Genomic DNA, 8,154 nt, shown 5'->3' on the forward strand with positions numbered 1-8,154 from the left:
TTTAGAGCGTTATTTTAAATGTTGTTCCAATATTTTTTTGTGAATCTACCGTAATATTTCCTCCCATTCTACTAACAATATCTTTTGTTTGATAGAGGCCTACACCTGTACCATTTGTTGTCGTAAATCCAAGATCAAAAATTCTTTGCAAATTTTCTTTTTCGATTCCTTTCTTGCCGTCGTCAGATATTTCTATTATTAAAGAACTTTCTTTTTTCTGGAACATAAATACAATTCTTTTCGCTCCGGCTTTTTCTGAATTCGAAATAAAGTTATCTACTAAAGTCGTGATTTCTAGAGGCCGAATCTCCTTTTCATACTGGATTTCACCTTTGGAAATGATATCAATTTTTAATGGTGAATCGATAACTTTATCATCTACCAAATAAATCTCATTAATATAACCAGCGATAAATTCGACTAAATCTCTTTTAATTTCGGTTGCTTTTAGGTTAAAATTAGCCTTAGTCACAAAATTTGCAATTGAGTTAATCTTTGAAGATTCAAGTGAAATAACTGATAGGTGCTTTTGTACAGTTGCGTCTATAAGATTTGGGTCTAAATGTTTCAATAGAAGCTTTATATTTCGATTAATCCTACTTGAGGAATGGAAAACCTGATGTTGTAGCCCAATTATCCGTTCTCTATCTGTACCTAATAAAGCTCCTTGCCAAGATCCTTTCTTTATTTGAGATTCTAATTCATTTGATAATTCTTCATTTTTTATAAACTCATCTAAAGCAGCATCTTCGGATTCATCTTTGATTCTTTCTAAGTTGGTAATTTTCCTTTCGGCATTTTCAATTCCTTTTAAAATTTCTTGCCTGTCAAAATTCTCTTCATTGACTTTTTTCTTTATTTCTGATAATACACTTCTTGCGGACCCTTCCTGTTTTTGTTCCAATATCTTGAATAAATCATCTCCGTAATCTATTGAGATAACATTTCTAGCTTTAGAAAGTCTCGAAACTAGATTTTCTAATGCCGTGACTTTTTGATCCTCGTCTAAGTTTACATAGTCATCATCAGACAAATCGTTACCCCAATCGGATACTTCAACGATATATTTTTCTAATCGCCTCAATATTGTATAAAACCACTCATATAACTCATTATATGTTTCAGTTTTTATTAGGCCGTCACCACGACTTGAAGTCTCTTTCAAGTCTGGGTTGTCACCGTATATATCAATGTACCCAACTACTTCACGAGTTCCAAGAAAACGTCGACTTCCTTGAGCTTTACGGTTGTCCATTTTTAATGGGTCTTCACCTCTTTCCCCATATGGATATATCCTCAAGCCGTTTTTATATACAAAAACATGTCCGTAATCAACAAGTGGTATCCCCATCCTTCTCGCGAAAGTAATCTTCGCAGATTGATTTAAGTAGTAAATTGTAAGATCAATATTTTGTAGCTTCTTAAAAGAATTTTCTTCTTTTATCTTGTATATAAGCTTACCGCCTTCAAGTAAAGTGGTTGTAATAATATTTCGGTTTATCCCAGATACCTGAGATGTAATCTTAGTAGTCTTCAGGTTTAGCGCTTCAAATATGAAATTCTCAATAGTGCCGTTAACTATGTCTTTGTAGATTGCTTCTTCAGGGATATTTTTCTTTTCACCAATTTCTTTTACTTTTTCATCTTCAGCTTTCTCAGATTCGACCCAAAGATTCACCTTGAATGAATCTTCTGAACTTCTTGTATTAGGATTTACAAGTTTTGCAATGGCACTTTTAAGCTTAAGGAGCTTATCCCTATCCCATTCACTTCTTAGATTCGTAATTTCGAGAACTGTACCATTTTGCTTTTCATAACTACTTTTTTCAATAGTTTCATGAATCACACTGATGTTTACAAACTCGTCACTTAAATCTTCTTCGAATTTTTCCCAATCAGTAACTAAAACCTCAACTTTAGCATTTACCTCCTCTTTTATTGTTTCCAAATACAAACTTCCTCCAAGTCTATCACATGAAAACCTACCAATACCCTTAGCTCCAGCATAAGATCTTTTGACTTTTATCTTATCTCGATAATTATAACTATCCTCCTCAGTACCTTCTGATTTAGCCGAGTATGCTACAAACAACCACTTATTTAATAAGTCATTGTAGTTCATTCCCTTTCCATCGTCTTTTATGATAATTTTAGAAAACTTATTATTAGATTTTTCAAATATCACATCAACATTTCGAGCATGAGCATCGTATGAGTTTTTTACAAGCTCAAATACGGCAATGAAATCATCATTAATTAAATCTCTTCCGATGATGTTTTTTAAAGCAGCACTTATTTTAAATTTTAGCTCTGTTTTTTCCATTAGGATAATAAGTGTTCTAGGACTACCCCTGCTTGTTCGGCAAATAATGGAGGTATTGCGTTGCCAATTTGAGAATATCTTGGGACTTCTTGGGTTCTTAACTTACCCCCCGTTGTGTACTTTCCTTGAAAAGCATACCAGTCTGGAAAGGATTGAATCCTCGCATATTCCCTAACAGTCAATATCCGTGGCTCATGGTAGTGAATATAATCATCTGGTAAAGTTGTTATTGTTGGTGCTTTATCATTCCCGTCTAAAGGTATTATCGTATGTTTTTTAATCTCATACTTTTCTCTAATCTCTTTTGGTAAGTCTTTATTCCTCACGCCAATCTCCAAGTATACCTTAAATCGCTCAATAATGTCTTTACGGTGATTAACAAAACGATGGCTATCTGGAATGATGGAGTAAGAACCTGAACGCATCAATTTTTGGAATGGAGTACTACATTTATTATAAACACCTGCTTTAAAATTATGGGTATCAGGTGATGGAATTACTCCGTTTTCCATCATGATATCTGAAATCGCATCATTTAGCGTTGTTTCAACCGTAATGCCTTTATTGCTTAAAAAAGAAAATTTATTTGCTTCAAGTAAATTAAAAAATTCTAAAGCAGCACCACGTTTATTTTTTGTAATATCATTACGTACGCCAACAAGAATAAAACGTGTTCTTTTTTGTGGTATGCCATAGTTACCAAAGTTTACCAATTGACCTTTTATGTTATACCCTAAATTTCTTAATGCGGTTTCTACGTAAGAAACATATTTTTTACCTTTATCTTTATTTGTATTAAACTCTTGCGTAAACCCCTTCACATTTTCAAAGAAAATTAATTTGGGCATAACGGCTTTAATGAATTTAATATAGGACCGAACCAATTGGTTACGGCTATCGCTTTCATCTCGACGGCCAGCCATAGAGAAACCCTGACATGGGGGGCCACCAGCCACTAAATCAACTGTGCCTTTTAGGTTTTCTAAGTTTTCTTTGTAACTATTCAGCACATTGTTGATATCATGATTCTCTTGGGGGAACCATTCAGGCCAATCAAAATGTTGTTTATGGGTAATTAAGTTGTGTTTTAACGTACTAAAAGCATCTGGGCTCTTTTCTACTGCGAAAAGTCCTTTCCAGCCTGAATTATGCAAGCCTAAAGAAAGGCCACCACAACCTGCAAAGAGATCAATATAAGTGTTTTTTTTATTCGACATGTATGAGAGCAATATAAACAAGGCAAGGTACTAAAATCTTATAAATTATACAATTTAATAACGTGATAAAGAAAATAGTATTATTTACTTCATCACGAGTTTCACTTTTAAAGAGCCTATTTCAAAGTCCGTATCTGTAAGTGTATCCGTTAAAGACTGAGCTTCATCATAGATATTGATCTTCTTCATTTCATTAATGAAATGCTGTAACGAGGATTTGCTTTTGGGGTTATCTGTAAGAAGTTTAAACAATGTAGCCCAATTTAAATAGAAGGTTGTCGTTTCGCGTTTTAGGCCGTCGAAATGGGTAAAATGCTTACCAATAACTAATTTATAAACCTGAGTTGATTTGTTGATTCCTTTTAGTTTTAAACGCTGATTTAAAAGTTGGATATTTTCGTTTGCTAAATAATTATCAACTACACTTAGCCATTTATTTATTTTATTTTCAAATTCAGTTTTCATATTTCTGCGCAGCCTCATATCGGTTGCCCAATCTTCCATCCATTTCAGCTGAACCAAAATTAATATTTGCTCTTCTTTGTGATATAATGTTGCATCAATATCAGTTTGGTCGTTTTTTTTACTATCTCTAATTCTAAAATTAGTTTGCACTTTCACAATTGGCGCATCAAAACAACTATAAATGTCAAACTTAAACCTAGTTTCACGGTCTGCCGCTGCGCGTACATAGTCATTAGGAAAAGAAGTTTTTAAACACCGATGTAAATACATGAAAGGATTAGTAAGGCAGGCCGTCATGCAAAGAATAATTTTATATGGATCAATTTTAGTCAAAATCGGCGATGCGTATCCTGCTGGAAATATATTTTTATCTATTTTTCTCCGGTCGAATATTATAGTGTCTAAAATTTCCTCTATCTCATTGACCTCGCCAGCTATACGGGTGTGTAAAAACTTAATTAATGATTGTTTCGTTATTATGGGAGATAAATATGTTAATTCATCTGGTTTAATTCTTCTCAACTTAAGGTTAAATAGAAAGAGATCCTGTTGTAATTTTGAAAAAGCAACCAATTCGTTAATCACACGGCGGTACAGATCAAAACTCACATTACCAAACTTTGCTTCTGCACTGTAATAATCAAAGCCTAAGCTTGTAGTTGAAAATGGCTGTGCAATATTTGAGTAGATATCTAATACCCTTTGACTATAGAATAAATCATTATCTAACAAATCTAATGTGGGTAATATTGAATCCGCTAAACTATATCCTACGTCAAAATTATTTTCCTTTAGTAAATACTTTTTTAGCCACGCCTGAGAACTCGTCTCAATAATTTCTGTTGTTGAGGTGTAAGGTGGAAATTCGATTATGTACGTTTCGTTTACTAAACTGCACTTGGCATGTTCATGATAGGCGACATCAACAAATCGTTTAATAAACGATAACTCGCTATAATCTTTGAGCTTTTGCATCGTATCATTTATCAGTTGAGGAGGAAGCGTTCTAGGAAGAAGCACTGAATTGTCAATTTGTTTGTAAGTAGCGATTGCAAGATCATAAAATCCCTGAGATAGTGTCTTAAAGATTTCATACCAGTATTTGTGTTCCTGTTTGTTTAGGACCCCATTTACATTTCCTAATATGCAAGCATAGTCTATTATTTTAATTGCAGCGATAATGGAAAGATTTGCTCTTTCTTGCTTAACATCGGTTAGCAACTGTCTTTTTTCCGCTAACAGGTTGGTTAGTTCCAAAAGGTTATTATTGTGCATATTAAATATGAACTTTTATTTTGGCTATTACTTTTTCCAATTCCTGAATTTTTAATTGTTTAAACTCATAGGAAGGATAGTGCTGATAGTCTTCAATATTTCTTTTATAAATTTCAAGTGCTGACTTGATTATTTGCAAATCGGTTCGTTTAAATTAGTCGTTATATTATTATTTATACAATATAGGTATTCTCTATAAATGAATTTCAATGAAACGGTTTAACTTTGAGGATAATAACTTCAATTGTTTTAACAAAAGTAGTCAAGAGTAAAACATTCAATTTATGGGAAACCGTAAATTTGACGTATTTTAAAATTAACAGATAGGATTTTATTTATAACAATTCTGGTATTACCCGGTCTTTAGCTGCTTCAATATATAATAATACTTGATTCACACATTTTGTTAATGCTTTCATAATGTCATGATCCCAAAATCGTATAACTGTATAACCAACATCTTCTAATTGTTTTTGGTTCTTACGGTCGCGTTGCATATTCCGCTCTATTTTTGGAATCCAAAATTGGGCATTGCTTTTAAGAGTAGTTTTCTTTTTATGCCATTCGAACCCATGCCAAAAGTTGCCATCTACAAAAATGGCTAAGCGATATTTATTAATTACAATATCTGGTTTACCGGGCATATTTTTAACATGGATGCGAAACCGAATTCCATTTGCCCACAATGCTTTTCTCAAAATGATCTCTGCCTTTGTATTTTTGCTTTTGATTTTAGACATCAGCTTACTCCGTTCGCTTGTTGTGTAAAACCCTGCGCTTTCTTCAAAACGTGGTACATTTATCGCATCTTGCTCTTCTGGATATTTTTTACAAGGCATATTATCATAACAAAATAGCGATGAATTAGTTCAAAAACATAATTTAACTCTTATGTTTCTAAATTTAAATTCATTTGAATTATTTTGTTGTTTTTCAAAAAAGCCCCAACCAGTCACCCATCAACCGGCCAGGGCTCAATTCTATTTATTTACCTAAGGCATGGTAAAGCTGCCCAGGTACTGGCTGTTGGCTACGATATTGTTTTCGCGTTTAACCGCAAAAGCCCAGGCATAAAGCACATCGCCGGTAAAATTGGCACCGATTACTGCCGTATAGCTAAGTGCGACACGTTGGGCATCTTCGTACATTAGGTACATTTTTTTGGTATCGTTAAAGATTACCACCATCAATACATCATCGGCAAAAGCGTTGTAACGGTTGGTAATGCTTTGCCAGCTCAGTTGCAAATCAGTACCCTGTAAAGCGGCATTCAGGTCGTGAAATACCGAGAGCGAACCTTTGCTCAGCACCATTTGCGCAAAATCGATGGTCAGATCGGGGTATTCGCCGGTAATGGCCTGGTTTAAAAAGATTTTTACTGCCGCATTGTAGCCGGTGGCTTTGTTGAGCTGTTTATCTTTAAAGCCAATGTTTAAGATATCCTTAATGGGGCTCAGGTAAGCTGCGGCCATTGCAAATTTGCTGCGCTGCGCCAGCTGGAGGTCAGAACTGGGTTTGGTGCTTTTTTTGGGCAGCCCCCTTAAGTAGTCTACGCCACGCCAGCTGCTGCCAATAATACTGCCCAATTTACCTGAGAATGCGCCATTGGCGCCATTTGAATAAGTTGCCATAATCTGTTTTTTTAGGTTAGTAAATATGTTAATTCGGGGATGTTTATTTTTCGTTTACATCCATGATCAAACTTAAAAACAGCGACTCGCTATTGCCCAATTTTGAGCTGAAATGGACTATTTTGGGCCATATTACAGGTGTTTTGAACTCAAATGAGCTTTAAAAAAGGGTGTTTAATGCGCATTTGGCCTAACCTGCGTCGACCCAACTTCTGTCCCGACAGCCTGGTGGCTGAGGCAAAAAAGGCCCTGGCGCTACTTTTTAGGTAAAGAAAAGGTAACGCCAGGGTAACCAACAGGTAACCAAAGGGTAACGATGGGGTTAACCAGGTACCACGAAAGGGTAAAGAACAGGTAAAGACAGGGTAATTAAATACGGCCTTTTCGCTTGCTCTCCAGGTATTCGCCAAGGATATCTTTCAGGTAAAAGCGGTCGCCACCCGGTAGTTTAATGGGCTTTAACGTGCCGTCTTTTACCTTGCGTTTGTAGGTGCTCTCGCTAATTTTGAGGTAGTCTTTTACCTGCTGTCGCGTAAGCTGCTCGCCCTGTAAATGGGCCAGGTCTATAGCCGTTAAAGCCAGTTGCTCTTTGTTCAGGCTCAGGTAAATGTTGTATAAGAGTGTGATGATAATTTCATTGTTTTTCATGATTTCCAGTTTAAACGGCAAGAAAACAGCTTACGAATAAGTGGAGTACGGGCGCAATTCAGATTCGGAAAATGTTTTAATTACCTGATGTATGTTCCTTATGTTTTTTGCGGTAAGATTAGGCTAACGCTTAGCTTATGGGTAACCCCGGCTCAGGCTAATGAGGCCAATGTTAAAGCGGATGGAGTGGATATGCCGCGGCCTGCAACAGGGCAAAATCATGCCTTGAAGGGTTGTTTTAAGCCAATAAGTTAAAAATAGGGATGAAAGAATAGCAGTAGCTGATTTTTTCATCTGAATGTATTTTATTTAAGTGTCTTCAGTCGTAAAATTACGACGGTTGATATGGTGTATAACGATGGGGGGAGGAGAATATTATGAGGTTTTATGCATCGCTTGGTCATGCTGGTCTGATAGCCATTGGATTGATTGCAGGGTATAGAGAATCATATTTAATGTTGTCATCCTGAGCCTGTCGAAGGACTTTCATAGTTCTTTTCCGTTCGCACTGGCTTGCCTCGGCTACCGATATAAAATCGGTACAGGTCAGCCGCCGAACCGCTCTTACTTTTGGCTTGATCCAAAAGTAACAAAA

At 35.7% G+C, this 8,154-nt stretch carries 6 protein-coding genes; all 6 read right to left on the reverse strand.

Translation table 11 applies throughout. The features are described from left to right. Position 1: 1 nt before the first annotated feature. A complete protein-coding gene (locus OC25_RS08485; protein WP_039474282.1) occupies positions 2-2,323 on the reverse strand; it encodes a sensor histidine kinase in 2,322 nt (773 codons plus the stop codon). Next, on the reverse strand, positions 2,323-3,540 hold the full coding sequence (locus OC25_RS08490) for a DNA cytosine methyltransferase (RefSeq protein WP_039474284.1): 1,218 nt from the start codon (positions 3,538-3,540) through the stop codon (positions 2,323-2,325). Before OC25_RS08490 ends, OC25_RS08485 begins: the two co-directional genes overlap by 1 nt. Before the next feature lie 84 nt (positions 3,541-3,624). Beyond that, positions 3,625-5,280 (reverse strand): hypothetical protein, encoded by a 1,656-nt coding sequence (locus tag OC25_RS08495; protein WP_039474289.1) that lies wholly within the window; start codon positions 5,278-5,280, stop codon positions 3,625-3,627. A 335-nt stretch (positions 5,281-5,615) separates the two neighbouring features. Continuing rightward, entirely contained in the window at positions 5,616-6,119 is a 504-nt protein-coding gene (locus OC25_RS08500; RefSeq protein ID WP_039474293.1) for a very short patch repair endonuclease, read from the reverse strand. 153 nt (positions 6,120-6,272) lie between these two features. Continuing rightward, a complete protein-coding gene (locus OC25_RS26830) occupies positions 6,273-6,911 on the reverse strand; it encodes a DUF6266 family protein (protein WP_052266065.1) in 639 nt (212 codons plus the stop codon). A 369-nt stretch (positions 6,912-7,280) separates the two neighbouring features. After that, positions 7,281-7,559, reverse strand: coding sequence for a helix-turn-helix domain-containing protein (locus tag OC25_RS08515; RefSeq protein ID WP_039474300.1), 279 nt, complete (start codon positions 7,557-7,559; stop codon positions 7,281-7,283). Positions 7,560-8,154: the final 595 nt, after the last annotated feature.

Source organism: Pedobacter kyungheensis (assembly GCF_000812965.1).
Taxonomy (GTDB): Bacteria; Bacteroidota; Bacteroidia; order Sphingobacteriales; family Sphingobacteriaceae; genus Pedobacter; species Pedobacter kyungheensis.